Source organism: Fibrella aestuarina BUZ 2, from assembly GCF_000331105.1.
Classification (GTDB): domain Bacteria; phylum Bacteroidota; class Bacteroidia; order Cytophagales; family Spirosomataceae; genus Fibrella; species Fibrella aestuarina.
In genome coordinates this window covers 264,996-282,968 of the sequence record NC_020054.1, presented here as the reverse complement: position 1 = coordinate 282,968, position 17,973 = coordinate 264,996, and the positions used below count along the sequence as shown (strand labels likewise).

At 59.1% G+C, this 17,973-nt stretch carries 10 protein-coding genes; 8 read left to right on the top strand and 2 right to left on the bottom strand.

The window, feature by feature from the left end; genetic code table 11:
* Positions 1–61 precede the first annotated feature (61 nt).
* The 8 genes from FAES_RS01065 (at position 62) to FAES_RS01030 (ending at position 16,110) form a co-directional block, all read left to right on the top strand.
* A complete protein-coding gene (locus FAES_RS01065; RefSeq protein ID WP_015329327.1) occupies positions 62–2,491 on the top strand; it encodes an ABC transporter permease in 2,430 nt (809 codons plus the stop codon).
* Positions 2,492–2,591: 100 nt separating this feature from the next.
* Entirely contained in the window at positions 2,592–5,042 is a 2,451-nt protein-coding gene (locus FAES_RS01060) for an ABC transporter permease (RefSeq protein WP_015329326.1), read from the top strand.
* Positions 5,043–5,053: 11 nt separating this feature from the next.
* Positions 5,054–5,686, top strand: coding sequence for a GIN domain-containing protein (locus tag FAES_RS01055; protein WP_015329325.1), 633 nt, complete (start codon positions 5,054–5,056; stop codon positions 5,684–5,686).
* A 38-nt stretch (positions 5,687–5,724) separates the two neighbouring features.
* Entirely contained in the window at positions 5,725–6,099 is a 375-nt protein-coding gene (locus FAES_RS01050) for a hypothetical protein (protein ID WP_148289272.1), read from the top strand.
* A 12-nt stretch (positions 6,100–6,111) separates the two neighbouring features.
* Positions 6,112–8,559, top strand: a complete 2,448-nt coding sequence (locus FAES_RS01045; protein ID WP_015329323.1) for an ABC transporter permease — start codon at positions 6,112–6,114, stop codon at positions 8,557–8,559.
* 202 nt (positions 8,560–8,761) lie between these two features.
* Entirely contained in the window at positions 8,762–11,179 is a 2,418-nt protein-coding gene (locus FAES_RS01040) for an ABC transporter permease (protein ID WP_015329322.1), read from the top strand.
* Positions 11,180–11,289: 110 nt separating this feature from the next.
* Positions 11,290–13,707 carry an ABC transporter permease gene (locus FAES_RS01035; RefSeq protein WP_041257330.1) on the top strand — a complete coding sequence of 806 codons (2,418 nt, stop codon included), beginning with the start codon at positions 11,290–11,292 and terminating at the stop codon, positions 13,705–13,707.
* Positions 13,708–13,728: 21 nt separating this feature from the next.
* The gene (locus FAES_RS01030) at positions 13,729–16,110 is read left to right on the top strand and encodes an ABC transporter permease (protein WP_015329320.1); all 2,382 of its coding nucleotides are present in this window, start codon (positions 13,729–13,731) and stop codon (positions 16,108–16,110) included.
* Positions 16,111–16,128: 18 nt separating this feature from the next.
* Here the strand turns inward: FAES_RS01030 and FAES_RS01025 are convergent, their stop codons facing one another.
* Positions 16,129–16,704 (bottom strand): SH3 domain-containing protein, encoded by a 576-nt coding sequence (locus tag FAES_RS01025; protein WP_041257329.1) that lies wholly within the window; start codon positions 16,702–16,704, stop codon positions 16,129–16,131.
* A gap of 89 nt (positions 16,705–16,793) precedes the next feature.
* Positions 16,794–17,930, bottom strand: coding sequence for an efflux RND transporter periplasmic adaptor subunit (locus tag FAES_RS01020; RefSeq protein WP_015329318.1), 1,137 nt, complete (start codon positions 17,928–17,930; stop codon positions 16,794–16,796).
* Between the last annotated feature and the right edge of the window lie 43 nt (positions 17,931–17,973).

Here is a 17,973-nt window from a genome sequence, read left to right as displayed (position 1 = left end):
AAGGAGATTCGTTGTCCTGCCAGCCCCGCGCCCCCAGCCCCACGCCCAAACCCCTACGCATATGTTGACGAACTATCTGAAAACGGCCTTTCGTAGCCTCCGCAAGCAGGGGGGGTATACGCTGATCAACCTGTTTGGGCTGGCGCTGGGCCTGGCCTGCTGCCTGCTCATTATGCTGTATGTGGTCGATGAATGGAGCTTCGACCGCTACCACACCAAAGCCGACCGCATCTACCGCCTGAACGTCGATATCAAGTTTGGCGGCAACAGCATGAACATGGCCGTGACCCCCGACCCCGTTGGGCCCACGCTCAAGCGGGACTACCCGCAGGTGGAACAGTACGTGCGGCTGCATCAGCGGGGAACGTACCCCGTGAAGCGCGCGGGCACGATCAACACGCTGCGTGAAGACAACATCACCTTCGCCGACTCTACCCTGTTTGATGTTTTCACGTTACCACTCGTCAGTGGTGACCCGAAACGGGCGCTGACGCAGCCGTATACGGTGGTGATCAGTGAAGCGGCCGCGCGGCGGCACTTTGGCAATCAGGACCCGCTGGGGCAAACCATGGTGTTCGACAAACAGGATTACAAGGTCACTGGTCTCATGCGCGACATGCCCGCCAACACGCACTTCCACGCCGATTTCTTCCTGTCGATGGCGTCCGACGATTACACCTGGGGGCAGTGGCTGAGCAACAACCACCATACGTACATCGTGCTGAAGCCGGGCACTGATCCCGACGTGTTTGCCAAAAATCTCGACGTGGTTACCGAGAAATACGGCGGCCCTCAGTTTCAGGCGGCCATCGGCTCCAGCTTCAGCCAGTTTAAGCAATCCGGCAATCGGTTTCACATCTGGATGACGCCGCTGAAAGATATTCACCTGCGCTCTAACCAACAGGTTGAACTGGCCCCTAACGGCAACATCCAGTACGTCTATATTTTCTCGGCGGTAGCGTTGTTTATCCTGCTCATTGCGGTCATCAACTTCATGAATCTGGCTACGGCGCGCTCGGCCGGGCGGGCTAAAGAAGTGGGCGTGCGGAAAGTGCTGGGGTCGGAGCGAAGTCAGCTCATGACCCAGTTTATGGCCGAATCGGTCTTGATGACCAGCCTGGCTATGCTGCTTGCTCTGGCGCTGGTAGCTCTATTGATGCCGCTGTTCAACGACGTCGCCGCCAAAACACTCAGCCTCCGGCAACTGCTGTCGCCCTACTGGCTGCTGGTGTTGGTGCTGCTGCCCATCGTGGTAGGTCTGCTGGCGGGTAGCTATCCCGCGTTGTTTTTGTCGTCGTTCCGGCCCATCGCGGTGCTGAAAGGCTCTACCTCGACCAACACCAGCCGGCGGGGGGTAAGCCTGCGGAGCGGGCTGGTGGTGTTTCAGTTCATGATGTCGGTGGTGCTTATTATTGGTACGTTGATCGTATACCGGCAAATCACCTACATCCAGACCAAGAACCTGGGATTCCAGCGCGACCATGTGCTGACCGTCAACGGGGTGAACGTGCTGGATAAACGCGCTGAAACCTTCAAACAGGAGGTGCTGCAATTGCCGGGGGTCGTTAGCGGGTCGGTGTCGGGCTATCTGCCCACGCCCAGCAACCGAAGCAACACGTCGTTTTTCCCGGAAGGACAGGTCGAGCAGGCCAAGGCCGTTAACATGCAGAACTGGGGGGTCGACCACGACTACATCAAAACATTTGGCATGCAGGTGGTACAGGGGCGTGACTTCTCTCGCTCGTTTGGCTCCGATTCGTCGGCTATCATCCTCAACGAAACGGCTGCGAAGCTGTTTGGCGGCAACTCGATTGTGGGTAAACGCATCGCTTCCTACGCCGATGGGCAGTTGAAGACGTTCAAAACGTACACAGTTATCGGGATCATCAAGAACTTTCATTACGAATCGCTCCGGCAAAACATCGGTGGGCTGAGCATGGTGCTCAATCCAAACTCGGGCGGCGCGGCCTTCCGGCTGAACAGCGCCAACCTGCCCGCGCTGGTGCGTCAGATCGAGGCGAAATGGAAGGCGCTGGTGCCGGAACAGCCGTTCAGCTACGAATTTATGGAAGACGGCTTCGACCGCATGTACCGCGCTGAACAGCGCATCGGTACGCTGGCGCTGACGTTCGCCGCGCTGGCCGTACTCATCGCCTGCCTGGGCTTGTTTGGCCTGGCTGCGTTCACAGCCGAACAGCGCACCAAAGAGATTGGCGTGCGGAAGGTGCTGGGCGCCAGCGTGCCCAGCCTAATTGCGCTGCTCTCGAAAGACTTCCTGAAGCTGGTGGTGATTGCCATCGTGATTGCCTCGCCGCTCGCCTGGTGGGCCATGCGCCAGTGGTTGCAGGATTTTGCCTACAAGATCGATATCGAGTGGTGGGTGTTTGCTCTCGCAGGTACGTTGGCGGTGGCGATCGCGCTGCTGACGGTGAGCTTCCAAAGCATCAAAGCCGCCTTGATGAATCCAGTCAAGAGTTTACGGGCCGAATAATACAGGGCTGGGGGCAACGCGCGCGTGGCGTAGGGTGACGATTCCCAGGTCCTCTTTCTCCGCCCTTTGCCCATAACCCCTAGCCAATCCCCTCTATCCTATGCTATCAAACTATCTCCGAATCAGCTGGCGGAATCTTGTCAAGCACAAGGTCTTTTCGTTCATCAACATTCTTGGCCTGGCGGCGGGTCTGTCGTGCTGCCTGCTCATTAGCCTTTACGTCTACGACGAGCTCAGCTATGATACGCAGCACCCCGAGGTGGGGCAGCTGTACCAGATCGGGACGGTGTTTGTCAGGCCCGACGGTGAGAAGAAGACCGCGGCCACGCCGTATCCCGTTGCCGACGCGCTCAAGCAGGAATACGCCGAAATCGGCAGCACAACGCGGCTGGTCGGTCTTTTCGCGGAAGACAAAACGTTGCTGCGCTACGATGGGCCGGCCAACACCAGGCGCATTTTCTATGAAACCGACGGGTACCTGGCCGACCCAACGTTTTTTAACTTCTTCAACTATGCGTTCGTAGAAGGGCGGGGCGAATCGGCCCTGGTGGCCCCCCACACCATTGTGCTGTCGGAAGAAATCGCTCATAAACTCTTTGGGAACGAACCGGCGCTCAACAAGGTGGTGCATGTGGAAAGCAACACCAACGGCGACAACGACTACACGGTTACGGGCGTATTCCGGCCGGGCACGGTCCCTTCGCACATCAACGCCCGGTTTTTCCTGTCGTTTGCGGGCGGCGGACTGGAGCAATACGTGAAAGGCCAGACGGGCATGGCTGGCAACAACATGTTTTTCACGTACCTGAAGCTGAAACCCGGCACCGATGCCCGCAAGCTAGAGGCCAAGCTCCCGGCTTTTGTGGACAAGTACATGCGCAAAGACCTGCAGGCGGCGGGGTTCGACAAACGGCAGTTCCTGACGGCCGTGACTGACATTCACCTGCATACCGACCTGCCCCACAACGTAACGCCCAACGGCAGCCTGACGTACCTGTACATTCTGTTGTCGGTGGCCGTCTTTACGCTGCTGATCGCCTGCATCAACTTCATGAACCTGAGCACGGCTCGTTCGGCCAAACGGTCGGGTGAGGTGGGCATCCGGAAAGCATTGGGTGCCGCGCAGGGGGCGCTGGTGGGGCAGTTTCTGAGCGAGTCGTTCCTGTTCAGCGTTTTCGCTTTCGGGCTGGCGCTCGGCTTTACGTGGCTACTGATTCCGGTATTCGAGCAGGTGTCGGGTAAAACGGTTCATTTCTCAGCAGGCCAGTTGCTGATACTGCTGAGCGGCTTTTTCGGGCTCAGTTTGTTCACGGGTCTGCTGGCGGGAAGTTACCCCGCCTTTTACCTGTCGTCGTTCCGGCCCATACTGGCGCTGAAAGGCCGCGAAGGCCGCGCCAGCGGCCTGGCCGCCGTGTCGCTGCGTCGGGGGCTGGTGGTGTTCCAGTTTACGCTGTCGGCCATTCTGATCATCGCGTCGCTGGTGATTGGGCAGCAGATGACGTTCCTGCGCTCGACGGACCTGGGTTTTGCCAAAGAGCAGCAACTGGTGATTCCGCTGCGAAGCGCCACCGCCAAAGCCAGCTACACCGCCCTGAAAAATGCGCTGGCCAGCAACGTGCAGATCGCGTCGGTGGGGGCGTCGGCCTATTACCCGGGCATTTTTAATCCCGAAGATGCTTCGTTTTATGGCGAAGGGCAGACGGTGCAGCAAGCCGAACGTACCCGGACCAACCGCATCGATTTCGACTACCTGAACACCCTGGCGATTCGGCCCGTGGCGGGTCGGTTGTTTTCGCGAACGTACCCAGCCGATACCGGCAACGTCATCCTGAACGAGCGGGCCGTAAACGAATTGGGGTATGCCTCCCCGCAGGCAGCCATCGGCCAGAAAGCGTATACCGAGCGGAGTGGCACCCGCGAAGGCTTCACGATCGTGGGCGTGGTCAAGGATTTTCATTTTGAAGACCTGCACCTGCCCATTACGCCCTACGCCTTTACGCTGAACGGGGGCAGCTACAACTACGTGGTAGCGCGGGCCAAGCCGGGCGATATGCAGGCCGTACTGCGGTCGGTGGAAGCCGCCTGGCAAAAAGTCAACCCCAGCGAACCGTTTGCCTATAGCTTTCTGGACGATGAGTTTCAGAAAAACTACGTGGCCGAAACCCGGCTGGCGACCGTGGTGGGCTACTTCACGTTTATCGCCATCCTGATCTCGTGCCTCGGCCTTTTCGGGCTGGCGTCGTTCAACGTGGAGCAGCGCACCAAAGAAATCGGGATTCGGAAAGTGTTGGGCGCCACGGTGGGCAACGTCGTGCTGATGCTGTCGGGCGATTTCCTGAAACTGGTCGTCATCGCCATTGTCATTGCCTCGCCACTGGCCTGGTACGTGATGCAGCGCTGGCTCGAAAATTTTGCGTACCAGATCCAGATTGGCCCGTCGGTTTTCGTGCTGACGGCGCTCGTTGCCCTGCTGATCACCATCGCCACGGTTAGTTTCCAGAGTATCCGGGCGGCGCTGATGAACCCGGTTAAATCCTTACGGAGCGACTAATCCCCTTATTCATGAAAACGACAGTTATGCTGATGGCTTTGATGGTGCCTCTCGGGCTCCATGCACAAAGCGGGAAATATGAGCCGGCAAGGGAATTGCGCGGCAGTGGTCAGGTGATTCGGTCGACCAAAACCGTGGCGGCGTTCGACGCTATCGAGATTTCGCAGTTCCCGGCGGAGGTCACGGTGCAGGTCGGCGGGTCAGAATCGTCGGTAACGTTGAGCGCCGACGATAACCTGCAACCGCTGGTGCGGATCGTGAGTGAAAACGGCACCCTCCGGCTGTTTGTGGAAGCGGACCAGAACAAGCGGTTCTGGATCAGCAAGGCCTCGCTTCGGGTCGTGGTCAAAACGCCGCAGCTAAACCGCCTTACGCACGACACCAACAGCGACGTGGTGGTCAGCGGCTTGCAGAACAGAACCTTCGAGCTAGCCAACGAAGCTAATGGCGAGGTAACGCTACGGGGCCGGGCCGATACGTTCAAGCTGGTTAGCTCCGCCAACGGGACCGTCAGCGCTGAGGGATTGATCACCCAAACCGCCGACGTGGTCACGCAGGCCAACGCCACCGTTCGGGTCAACGCGCAAACGGTGAACGCGGTGAATTCAGCCCACGCGACCGTCATCAACGTGGCCAAACGGTAATTCGTCTACAGGCGCTTTCCTCTGTTAACCGCTGTACCATGATGTCCTTGAAACGCACCCTGCCAGCCCTGTTGCTGGTGGTTTGTTGCGGGTGCCAGATGAACCTGCTTAAGTCGGCGCTGACCGTTCAGCCGGGCAAGCAGTTTGAGCTGGGCGGTAACCAGCGTGGTGCTTTCGCCGTGCAGGCCCGCAATGTTGGCAACGTACCTGTCACGCTCGCCGAGCGCCGGGCCGACGGGCAAGTCGTCTGGCTGGGTACGTTCCGGCCGGGCGACGCGCAGACGATTCGGTTTTCGGCTGGATCGGCAGCCCTCGTCAGAAACACCGCGCCCAGCCCGGCCCAACTGATGCTTGTCGTAACGGGTGCTAAAGACGGGCTGAGCATGGCCGAACGTACCCCCCAAACTCCTTAACCAACCACCACTATGTTCCGCGCTACGCTCACTATTGCCCTCCGTAAACTATGGACCGACAAGGTTTTTTCGGTTGTCAACATCGCGGGGCTGGCCCTCGGCATGGCCACATTTCTGCTGATTCTGGAATACGTCAGCTTTGAACGAAGCGTCAACGCGTTTCATACCAACTTACCCACGCTTTACCGGCTGACGGGGCAAAACGAAGACGGCGACACATATACCGATCTGGCTCCGGCGGTGGCGCCGCTGGCCAAACAGCAGTTCCCCGACGTGCGCGACTACTGCCGGATCGCTGAACATTCGGCCAACGGCATTATCGCCATTGATCGAAAAAACGGGCCGCCTCAGCCGTTTCGCGAAGAGAAACTGGTCTATGCCGATGCCAGCTTCTTTTCGCTCTTCACGTTTCCACTGGTGCAGGGCAATGCTGGCAGCGCCCTTGCGGAGCCGAGTACGGTAGCCCTGTCGGCCACCAAAGCACGCACGTATTTCGGTACGGAAAAGGCTGTGGGGCAGTCGCTGATGCTCTACAACCGGTTTGGCAAAATGCGCTACACCGTCACGGCCGTCTATGCCGATATGCCCACGAACTCCGATCTGCGGTTCGATGCCATCTTCGCGCTACAGACGCTGGCCAACCCGGCCAATCTAAACGGCAACGACTGGGCCCGGCTCGATGGCTTCGACGGCAATTACCTGACGACGTTTTTACAACTAACCAACGCCCAGACCGACCCTCGCGCCCTGGAGGCCAAATTCAACGCCTTCAAGCAGCAGGCCAATCCCAACGATAAGAGCCGCCTGCTGCTTCAACCGGCGGGCAATCTGCACCTGGCGCAGAGGCTGAGCGATCCGTACCCTACCGGCGGGAGTCTGGGCTTTGTATACCTGCTCAGTGCGCTGGCTACGCTGATCGTGTTCATCGCCTGGTTCAACTACGTAAATCTCTCCACGGCGGGGGCGCTCAAGCGCGGTAAAGAAGTGGGGGTTCGGAAGGTGATCGGGGCCGGGCGACGGCAGCTCGTGGGCCAGTTTCTGGGCGAGTCGCTGTTGGTCAACGGCCTTGGCTTTGGGCTGGCGTTGCTGCTGGTTGTTGTCGTGCAGGACAGCTACAACCAGTTTGTTCGGATAAACCTGTCGCTGGCTGTGCTGCGGTCCGATCCGTTCTGGCTGGCGGGTGTGGGGTTGCTGCTGACGGGCGCGCTGGCGTCGGGGGCCTACGTGGCCGGTACGCTGACGGCCTTCAAACCGGTGCAGACGCTCAAAGGCTGGCTGCCGACGAGCCGGGGTGCCTGGCTCCGCAAGGGATTGGTCGTCGCTCAGTTCAGCGCATCGGTCGCCCTGATTGCCGCCACCTTTGTGCTGTATCGGCAACTGACGTACATGCAGAATAAAGCGCTGGGCGTCCGGCTGGATCAGCGTCTGGTCATTCAGCGACCCTCGGTCGGCGACGATGCGCAACTGGCCGCCCGGCAGGCGCTGTTTGAGCAGCAACTGGTGCAACGCCCGTACGTGCAGCGGCTGTGCCAGGGAAACACGCCCGGTAATCCGCTCGATTTCACAACGAACGGGATTGTCAGAAAGCAGCAGGGGAACGGGGCGCCGATCCGGCCCGACGACGCGAAAAAAGGCTACGCTATGCTCGTTATCGACGAACGCTACTTGCCTACCTACGAAATAGCGTTGGTGGCGGGCCGGAATTTCAGCGCCCGCGAGGCCGAACTGGCTTGGGAGAAGAGCCAGAAGGTGCTGGTCAACGAAACGGCCGCCCGGCAGCTGGGTTTCATCTCGGCGGCTGAGGCGGCGGGCCAACCGATTAGCTGGGGGGGTACCTTCGAGGTGGTCGGGGTGGTGAAAGACTACCATCATCAGGGGTTACAGCAACTCATTGAGCCCACCATTTATTTGCCCCGCCGGGCTGTCGCCGACCTGACCGTGCAACTGACGACCGACCAGATCGGGCGTAAACTGGCTGAGATCGAACAACGCTATAAAGCTGCTTTTCCGGGTAACCCCTTTGTGTTTGCCTTCGTCGATGAGCGCTACAATCAGCAGTACCAGCGCGAGCAGCAGTATTGGCAGGTGTTTACCGTAGCCTCCGCGCTGGCTATCCTGATTGCCTGTCTCGGGCTGTTCGGGCTGGCAACGTTCATGGCCGAACAGCGTACGAAAGAAATTGGCGTGCGCAAGGTGCTGGGCGCCAGCATAAGCAGCATCGTGACGTTGCTCTCCAAAGATTTTGTGCAGTTGGTTTTGATTGCCATCGTGATCGCCTCGCCGCTGGCCTGGTGGGCCACGAACCGCTGGTTACAGGGGTTCGCCTACAAAGTCGAAGTCGAGTGGTGGGTATTTGCGGGTGCCGGTACGCTGGCCATCGCTGTTGCCTTACTGACCGTCTCCTTCCAAAGCGTCCGTGCTGCGCTGCTAAACCCGGCGAATTCATTACGAGCGGAATAGTACAGGCAGAGGAGACGGGGTAAGAAACGCGGCGCTCAGAAAGTCTATGGCGCTTGCCCCCACTGTCCGCAAATGCGATTTAGCTGTCCACTTGCGGACAATTCATGTCTATTCGGATTAATATACTGCTGATAATCAGGTATTTATTTGTTTGGTACGGCGTTTGGATTAGCCGTTGGCAAATCAGTTAATCGGGCACTATATGCTTCGTAATTACCTCAAAATCGCGCTTCGCAGCCTTTGGAAAAATCGGGGCTACACAGCCATTAACCTGGTCGGGCTGGGGGTGGCGTTCTGCATCAGCGTGTTCCTGCTGCTGACAGCCTACGTACACCTGACCTACGATTCGTTTCACGAAGATGGCGACCGGATTTTTCAACTGTACCTCGCCGCCAACGATCCCGAACGGCCCACGAAATCAGGTACGTTCCCGCTGCCGATGGGGCCGGCCCTTACCGCCGATTTTCCCGAACTGGACGCCACCGCCCGGGTGCAGATCGGGCGCAAAACGCTGGTTGAAGCCAACGGCAAGTACGTCGATAAGCTGATCAACTACACCGATCCCGGCTTCCTGAAGCTGTTTTCCTTTCCACTGCTCAGCGGCAATCGGGATGTGGTTCTGCGTGAACTGGGCAGCGTGGTCATCAGCGAAAACATGGCCCACGACCTGTTTGGCGGGGTTAATCCCGTGGGTAAGCGGCTGCGGCTTGGGAGCGATGGCGCGCAACGTGATTTTATCGTAACGGGCGTTCTGGCCGACGTACCTGACAACTCCTCGGTGCGCTTCGACGCGCTCGTTCGGATTGAGGATGCACCCGGCTACGCCGCTGGCAAAACGAAATGGGAAGACCGGTCGCTACAGGTATTCCTCAAAGTGCCGCCCCAACTGAGTCAGTCCACACTGGAAACGCGCCTGAAAGCCTTTACCCAGAAATACTTTCAGACCGACATTGACGAACTGAAGAAGAAAAAGGCGCAGCCCGATGCCAAGGGCGATCTGTTTGCCGTTCGCCTGCAAGCTCTCGCCAACGTGCATTTCAACCGTGAAATGAGCGACAACAAAGGCACGCCCGTGGCCGTGATTTATGTGCTGATGGGCATGGCGTTTTTTATCCTATCTATTGCCTCCATCAACTTCATCAACCTGAGCATTGCGCGGTCGTTTACGCGGGCACGGGAAGTAGGTGTGCGTAAATCGCTGGGAGCGCTCAAGGGCAGTTTGTTCCTTCAGATCTGGAGCGAATCGGGGCTGGTTTGTCTGCTGGGCTTTGTGTTGGGTGCGGTGTTGGCTAATGGGCTGCTACCCGCTTTCAACGCGCAGTTTGGGGCGAAACTGAAGCTGGCTACCATGCTACAACCCGGCTTCATCGGCATGAGTCTGGCGGTGGTGGGGCTGGTCACCTTGGTGGCGGGCGGCTATCCGGCCTGGCAAATGGCCCGGTTCAACACCATCGAGGTGCTGAAAGGCAAATTAACCACCCAACGGCCCGGTGCGATGCGGAATGCGCTCATCGTCACGCAGTTTGCGCTATCGTGCCTGCTCGCCTGCTGCACCATTATCGCTTTCCAGCAGGTAGGGTATTTGCGGAGTAGCCCGCTCGGGTTCGATAAAGAGCAGGTAATCAGTATTCCGGTGGGTAATCAGGTGGATGGCCGGCAGGTGCTGAACCGTTTGCGTAACCGACTAGCCAACGACCCGACGGTATTGGCCGTGACGGGTACGGGTATCAATCTGGGCCGGGGCAAAGACCGGGTCAGCTCACGTAGTACGATTGGGTTTACGCACAAGGGGAAACCGCTCAGCACCGACGGGTTGCTGATCGACTACGACTACCTGAAAACCCTGAACATAAAAATCTTGGCCGGGCGCGATTTCAACCGCGCCTACGCCGCCGATTCCTCGCGTCGGATCATCGTCACGCAGAGCCTGGCCCGGCAAATGGGCGTGGCGAACCCCGTAGGTACGTTACTCGGCGACGATACTGACAAACTGCAAATCATTGGGGTGGTACCCGATTTTCGGCTCTATTCGGTTGCCGAACGCGCCAACCCGATCATGCTGTACCTGTCCAACAACGAACCTATCCGCTATGTCTTCGTCCGGGTGGCGCCGCAGAGCCTGGCGGGGGCCATGGAGAAATTGAAAAAGACGTGGGCCGAGGTCGCGCCGCAGGCGGAATTCATGGGCTCGTTTCTGGACGAAAACGTCGACGCCTGGTACCAGGATGAAGAGCAGCTCTCGCAGGTATTGAGCCTGGCGGCGGGCATCGCCATCGTGCTGTCGTGCATCGGCCTGTTTGCCATTGCCCTGCTGATGATCGAGCAGCGGACCAAAGAGATTGGGGTGCGTAAGGTGCTGGGCGCCAGTATTCCGGGTCTGGTGTTGTTACTCTCGCGCGACTTTGTTAAACTGGTGCTCATTGCCTTGGCTATTGCCGTGCCGCTCGCCTGGTTCGGGATGGATAGCTGGCTGGCCAACTACGCCCACCGGGTCGTTATAAGCCCGTGGGTCTTCGTGGGCGTTGGTCTGTCCGCTATGCTGATTGCCCTGCTGACGGTCTCGTTCCACAGCATCAAAGCCGCCCTGATGGACCCCGTGAAATCCCTTCGCAGCGACTAAGAAGCGGGGATAGCGGGGAAACGACGAGGATGGCATGGATACGCAACGACCTCGCTTCCCTGCCATTCCCCGCCATCCCTGCCTTTCCCCGCTATTTCCCCCCAACGACTATGCTACGGAATTACCTCAAAATCGCCGTCCGGAACCTGTGGAAAAACAAGGTCTATTCGGGCATGAACATCGTGGGGCTGGCGCTGGGGCTGGCCTGCTGCACCGCCATCGGGCTTTATGTGGTCGATGAATGGAGCTACGACCGTTTCCACACCAACTTCGACCGCATCTACCGCCTCGCCGAGCACCAGAAACAGGCCGACGGTTGGCATGACGTGGTCGTGACGCCGGGACCACTTGCCACCGCGCTCCGCCGTGATTTCCCCGAAGTGGCTCAAACGCTGCGGATTAAACAGTGGGGAGGCGTGCTCAGTCAGGGGCGGCAGGTGGCTGAAGCCGAGCATGCGCTGATTGTCGACCCTACGCTTTTTAGCCTGTTCGATTTCCCGCTGGTAGCCGGCAACCGGCAGCAAGTGCTGCGGAGCCCCAACGATCTGGTGATCAGCGAAAGCATGGCGGCGCGGCTGTTTGGCGCTAATTGGGCGCGGATGGGCATTATTGGCAAACCCATTTCCTTCAACGGCGAGCAGGCTTTTACGCTGTCGGGCGTGGTGAAAGATCCGCCGGTTCGGTCGCACCTTCAGTTCGACGTGTTGCTGCCCCTCGCGTGGGAGGAAAAAAACGATGAATGGAGTCAGAAATGGAGCAGCAACAGCTACCACACCTATCTCCTGCTCAATACGGACCGCGTGGGTACGTCGACTAACCTCGCCGCGTTTACCGATAAACTGAGCCACCAACTTAACCGCTACAATGGCGACAGCACAACAACCCTGTTTCTGCAACCGCTGGGCGACATCTACCTCAAGTCGAAGTTTGATTTCCAGACCGACTGGGGCAAGCGGAGCGACATCCTCTACGTACGGATTTTCCTGGCCGTGGGCCTTATCGTGCTCCTGATTGCGGTCGTCAACTTCATCAACCTGGCCACGGCACGAGCGGCGCAGCGGGCGCGGGAGGTGGGTGTCCGCAAGGCCGTTGGGGCAACGCGCATCAGCCTGATTGCGCAGTTTCTGGGCGAGGCCCTGCTGATGACGAGCCTGGCCGTGGGGACGGCGTTGCTGCTGTTGCAGAGCCTGTTACCGCTGTTCAATGACCTGTCGGGCAAACAGTTGAGTATCCCGGCTGACGAACCCCGGTTCTGGCTGATGCTGGCTGGCCTGACGGGCTTGGTGAGCCTGCTGACGGGTCTCTACCCGGCGTTTTTCCTGTCGTCGTTCCGACCGGCGCGGGTGCTGAAAAGCACGTCGCTCTCGCTGGGTTTGTCGGTGAAATCGGGGCAGGCGTTTCGGCAGTCGCTGGTGGTGGGGCAGTTTGCACTGGCCGTGGGGCTGGTGATCGGCAGCGTGGTCATTTACCGGCAACTGGCGTTTATGCAAACCAAAAAGCTTGGCTTCGATAAGTCGCAGTTGCTGTATGTGCGCATGAAAGGCAATCTGCGGACGAAGGCGCTGACCTTCAAACGAGAAATTGAACAGGTGCCCGGCGTCGCGAGCGCCGCTGCCACCACCAGCAACCTGGTCGACATTACCAACTCGTCGGATGTCGAGTGGGAAGGGCAGCGCGCCGACGACAAATTTTTGATGACGCAGATGAACGTCGACGCTGATTTTCTGAAAACGACGGGGATGCAACTGGCCACCGGCCGCAATTTCTCGTGGCGCATACCATCCGATACGTCGGCCACGCTGGGTGCCTTCATGATCAACGAAACGGCGGCCCGGCGCATGGGCTGGACACCGGCCACGGCCATTGGCAAACGCATCAAATTCTGGGGGCCGACGGGCATCGTGGTGGGCGTGCTGAAGGATTTTCACTTCCGGCCCCTGCGCGTGGCCATCGAACCCTTTCTGTTCCGCTTCCGCCCCGACAACCCTTATTTCACGCTGCTCGTAAAAACGAAAGCGGGGGCCTCGATGCCGAAAACCATCGCCGATGTGTCGAAGCGCTACAGTCAATACGAGCGGAACAGTCCCATCAGCTACGGTTTCGTCGATCAGGAACTGGACGCCCAATACCGGGCCGAGCAGCGCACGGGGCGCATCATCCTGTACTTTTCGATCCTGTCGGTATTCGTGTCATGTCTGGGCCTGTTTGGGCTGGCGACGTTTACGGCCGAAAGCCGCACCAAAGAAATTGGTATCCGTAAAGTATTGGGTGCCAGTGTAGCGAGTGTGGTGGTGCTGCTCTCGAAAGACTTTCTAAAACTGGTGGTAATTGCCATCGTGATTGCCTCGCCGCTCGCGTGGTGGGCTATGGACACCTGGCTGACCGACTTCGTCTACAAGATTCAACTCGACTGGTGGATGTTTGCGGGTGCAGGTACGTTGGCGGTGGCGATCGCGCTGCTGACGGTGAGCTTTCAGAGCGTCAAGGCCGCCCTGTTGAACCCGGTGAAAAGCCTGCGAACCGAGTAAGTAACGCCTAATCTGACACACATGCTGCGGAATTATTTAGCCATCACGATACGGACGCTGCTGCGGGCGAAAGGCTATGCCTTTTTGAACATGGCCGGGCTGGCCGTGGGCATGGCGGCGTCGGCGCTCATCGTGTTGTGGATACAAAGCGAATTGACCTACGACCGCTTTTACCAGAAAACGGAACGGCTGTATCAGGTCTACAACCGGGATGTTATTAACGGCGAAGCGCAGGCCTGGGAAACCACGCCGCGACCGCTGGCCCCCACGCTCAAACAAAACTACCCCGACATTGAGGAGGCCGCCCGGTACCGACCCATAACCCTGCTGCTGGCCGCCGGTGACAAGTCGCTCAACGTGGACGGGGCCTTTGTCGATCCCTCGTTTCTGAACCTGTTCGACGTTTCGTTTCGCGCGGGCAATCCGGCAAAAGCGCTGGCTGGCAGGAGTGGCATCGTGCTTACGCAGGCGCTGGCGCAAAAGCTGTTCGGTACCGCCGATGCCGTGGGTAAGCTCGTTCAGATCGACCATAAAGACAGCTTTTCGGTGACGGGCGTACTGGACGGTCTGCCGGACAACTCCCGGTTTAGCGGGCTCGCCTACCTGCTGCCTTACGACTATTTCGTGTCGTTGGGCTGGGGATCCGACGAGTGGGTGTCCAATAACGATTACACCTTCGTTACGCTAAAAAGCAAGGCCGATCCGGCGGCTGTTGGGGCGAAGATTCGGGACGTTACGGCGGCGCAGCTCAAGAGCGTGCTCGACGACGCATCGCACCGGCAGCTCTTTTTGCACCCGGCGGATAAATGGCATTTGTATGCTAGGCAGGAAAAGGGTCAACTGATTGCCGGAAAGCTGGTGGCCGTGCGGCTATTCGGGCTGGTGGCCCTGTTTATTCTGCTGATTGCCGCCGTCAACTTCATCAACCTGAGCACCGCCCGTAGCGAGAAACGCGCCAAGGAAGTGGGTATTCGAAAGGTAGCCGGTGCGAAGAAGACGTCGCTGGTGATTCAGTTTATCGGCGAGTCGGTAGTGCTGGCGTTCCTGGCGGGCCTGCTGGCGCTGCTGTTGCTGGGGATATGCCTTCCGGCGTTCAACACCCTTACCGGGAAATCCCTTTCGCTCCACATCGATTCGGCCGGATTCTGGCTCGTGGCCATCGGCTTTATGTTGTTTACAGGATTACTGGCCGGTAGTTACCCCGCCTTTTTCCTCGCTGGCTTTCAGCCGATTCAGGTGATGAAGGGCACGTACCGCCCAGCCAAAGGTGTTTTTTCGCCCCGAAAAGGGCTGGTCGTGACGCAGTTTACGTTTGCCATCGTGCTGATCATGGCTACGTTGGTCATCCAGCAGCAGATTCGCCACGCTCAGCGCCGGGACAGCGGTTACAACCCGTCGAATCTGTTGTTCACGTACCTGTCGGGTGACCTGCAACGCCACTACGGTACTTTCCAACAAGACCTGATCCGTAGCGGTGCCGCCGTGTCGGTGACCAAATCGATGGGCCCCATGACCGAGATCAACACCCGCCAATGGGGGTTGGCCTGGCCGGGCAGTACCAAAGCCGACAAAGACATTGAGTTTGACCGTTTCGGAGCCGACGCCGATTTTCTGAAAACGACGGGTGCCACGTTGCACAGCGGGCGCGAGATCGACATTCGAACGTACCCAACGGATTCAACGGCGGTGCTGCTCAATGAGACGGCGGTCAAAACCATGCGCCTGGGTAATCCGATCGGGGCCAGCATACGGTTTATGAGCCGCGACTGGCATGTGGTGGGCGTGGTAAAGGATTTCATTTTCGCGTCGCCCTACGAGCCCGTTAAGCCGGTGATTGTGGCGGGGCCCGGTGGTCCGCTCTCGCTCGACTGGTCGAGCATCCGGTTGAATCCGGCTAACCCAACGGCTACCAACCTGGCGCTGGTTGACGCAATTGTCAAGAAACACAACCCCGGTTACCCCTTCGAGTATGCCTTTGCCGACGAAGCGTACAAAGCCAAGTTTGCCGACGAGCAGCGCGTTGGCTCGCTGACGGGTCTGTTTTCGGGGCTAACGGTCTTCATCGCCTGCCTGGGGCTATTTGGTCTGGCTGCGTTCACCGCTCAGCAGCGGACCAAAGAGATTGGGGTTCGTAAGGTGCTGGGCGCCACAGTGGGCAGCGTCATTCAACTCTTGACCAAAGAGTTTGTGCAGCTCATGGGGCTGGCCTTCCTTATTGGGGCACCCATCGGCTGGTACGCGATGGAACGCTGGCTTCAGGATTACCAGTACCGCATCACCATCGGGGTAGGCGTGTTTGCGCTGACCCTGCTGATTGCCCTCGTCATCGTCCTGCTGACGGTGTCGTTCCAGAGCATCCGCGCGGCGTTGATGAACCCGGTGAAGAGCCTGCGGTCGGAATAGGTACGTTGCCCGCACGCATTAGGGGGCCGTGCTCAGGGAAACAGGCGCTGTGGGGCGTAGCATGCGTTGTGGTAAATAGCCATTGCCCGCTGGTGTTTGCACGTAACAATAGCCCGCTTCGGTCCGGAGAACGTTCACCCAGTCGCCCGCGTCCAAGAGCCGAAGCCGTCGTGACTGGAAATTGGGTCGCCGGAACAGGGGCGCATGTGCCTGCACGACGTACCCAGTTCCTGTCCAGGCCACCGGCTCGGGGCTAGGTACGTTATCTTGCCGTCGCCAGTTCACCAGGCTGCGGTTGGTCTGTTCCTGAAGGCGTTGCAAAACCAGCATGGCCGACTCGTACACCGCTGGTTCGCCGTAGTCAGGATTGGTTGCTTTGAGCTGACGCAGGTACGTTAGCAGCGATTCCTGAAGCCTCGAATACGTCGCCGGGTCGATCGTCGACAGTTGGTTCAGCGCTTTGCCGACGATGATCAACTCCTCCTGAATCAGCCGGGCGTGGGCTTGATAAGGCGTTTCGGGTTGGTGCGGTTCGATCAGAATACCCACGCGGATAAGGTCAGTGGGCAGGTTGCCATTGTCGATTTGCGCCATACCGGGGCTTGCTATCAACAGACCAAGCCCCACCCACTGGCACCGATGGAGCAGGCGTTTCACTAACCTGATTAACCACGCGGCCCCGCTCATTTCCGCGCCGAAACGGCCTGCCCATCCCGGATTTCTTCCGACGCCGTCCGTACAATGGCCACGCCTGGTTTGAGGTCGCCAAACACTTCGACCAGGCTATCCACGACGTTTCCTTTCTGCACCGTCACCCACTGCGCCCGCCCGTCGCTCACCCGGATCACGAATTGCTTTTCGCTCGAACTGACGACCGCCGTGGTCGGAACAAACAAGGTTTTGGCGGACCGTTCGACGGGCAGCGTCACTTCGGCATACATGCCCGCCTTGAGCGCATGGCCCGCGTTGTTAACGTCGAACTCGGCCATCATTGACCGATTGGTTTCGATCAGGCTTTCGCCGGTTCGGGCCAGTTGGGCCGTAAAGCGTCGCTCGGGAATGGCGTTGACGGTGAACGACACGGCACTGCGGGCGGGCAACTGGTTGGCAAACGTTTCGGGAATAGCCACCGTGAGGCGGAGTGTCCGGCTGTCTTCCAGCACAAACAGGGGCTTGCCGCTATCGCCCGCCCCCACGAGCGCGCCGGGGCTGATGTTCCGCTCGATCACGACACCATCAAACGGGGCCGTGATGGTGAGGTACTGCCGAAGCTCGCCCTTGGCCTGGAAATTGGACCGGGCAGCCTGCACCGTGCCCCGCGCCACGGCCACCATCGCGCTGTCGGCCTGCATGCGGGCCTGCGCCTGATCGAGTTCGTTAGCCGACACGGCACCTTCCGTTTTGGCCGTTTGCACCAGGCGCTGATACACCAGTCGGCTGGCGCGCGCGCGGGTCGTTTGCTCCACCAGCGTGGCCTCCTGCGCCTGTAGCTGCGCCTGCGCCCCACTCAGTTCGGCCAGCACCTCGGGCGCTTCGAGCCGGGCCAGGACCTGCCCTTTCCGCACAGCCGTGCCCCGATCGACCGACAGGCTGCGGACGTAGCCCTTCACTTTGGCGTACATATTGACCCGGTTCCAGGGCTTCAGTTCACCCGGCAACGTCACCCGTTTGCTGGGTTGCAGCGACTGCACGGTGGATACCGCTACCGGTTGTACCTCGGGTTCTTTTTGGGCCGACTTCGTCTCGCTCACGGCCGATGAGCAGGCCGCGAATCCCGCTGCCAGGAAGGCTGGGCCAAGTAATTTCAGGAAGGAGTTCATAGTCAACGAATGAATCAGCGAAAGACTGGATGAGTGATAGCTG

Bases quoted from the DNA above. Each gene is read 5' to 3' on its own strand.
- FAES_RS01060 (WP_015329326.1), top strand. From the start codon at position 2,592: ATGCTATCAAACTATCTCCGAATCAGCTGGCGGAATCTTGTCAAGCAC.
- FAES_RS01030 (WP_015329320.1), top strand. From the start codon at position 13,729: ATGCTGCGGAATTATTTAGCCATCACGATACGGACGCTGCTGCGGGCG.
- FAES_RS01045 (WP_015329323.1), top strand. From the start codon at position 6,112: ATGTTCCGCGCTACGCTCACTATTGCCCTCCGTAAACTATGGACCGAC.
- FAES_RS01040 (WP_015329322.1), top strand. From the start codon at position 8,762: ATGCTTCGTAATTACCTCAAAATCGCGCTTCGCAGCCTTTGGAAAAAT.
- FAES_RS01035 (WP_041257330.1), top strand. From the start codon at position 11,290: ATGCTACGGAATTACCTCAAAATCGCCGTCCGGAACCTGTGGAAAAAC.
- FAES_RS01020 (WP_015329318.1), bottom strand. From the start codon at position 17,930: ATGAACTCCTTCCTGAAATTACTTGGCCCAGCCTTCCTGGCAGCGGGA.
- FAES_RS01055 (WP_015329325.1), top strand. From the start codon at position 5,054: ATGAAAACGACAGTTATGCTGATGGCTTTGATGGTGCCTCTCGGGCTC.
- FAES_RS01065 (WP_015329327.1), top strand. From the start codon at position 62: ATGTTGACGAACTATCTGAAAACGGCCTTTCGTAGCCTCCGCAAGCAG.
- FAES_RS01050 (WP_148289272.1), top strand. From the start codon at position 5,725: ATGATGTCCTTGAAACGCACCCTGCCAGCCCTGTTGCTGGTGGTTTGT.
- FAES_RS01025 (WP_041257329.1), bottom strand. From the start codon at position 16,704: ATGGCGCAAATCGACAATGGCAACCTGCCCACTGACCTTATCCGCGTG.